A 242-nucleotide genomic window follows, 5' to 3' on the forward strand; every position below is an offset into this window, starting at 1 on the left:
GTTTGCTTTTTTCCAGTACGTGGGTAAGCACCATCGCATCTTCCAGGTCGATGCTGATATCCCCCTTGTCATGCACAATCAAGACCGGCTGTTTTATCTGTGCAATCCATTCAGGCCCAATCTTGTCGGGATGAACACCGTAACGCAGCTGATAAAGTTTTTTCATCGCGCTGGCGATATGACGAGGCAGTTTATGGCTGAGTACATAATTATCCACTACCTCGCCGAAGCAGCACGGACTG

The 242-nt window shown here is 48.8% G+C and carries 1 protein-coding gene; it reads right to left on the reverse strand.

The features are described from left to right. A partial coding sequence (locus AC0L3B_RS40155; protein WP_473383564.1) for a hypothetical protein occupies window positions 1–217 on the reverse strand: 217 nt, incomplete at its 3' end. Window positions 218–242: the final 25 nt, after the last annotated feature.

It is taken from the genome of Bradyrhizobium sp. Kon56 (assembly GCF_055807635.1).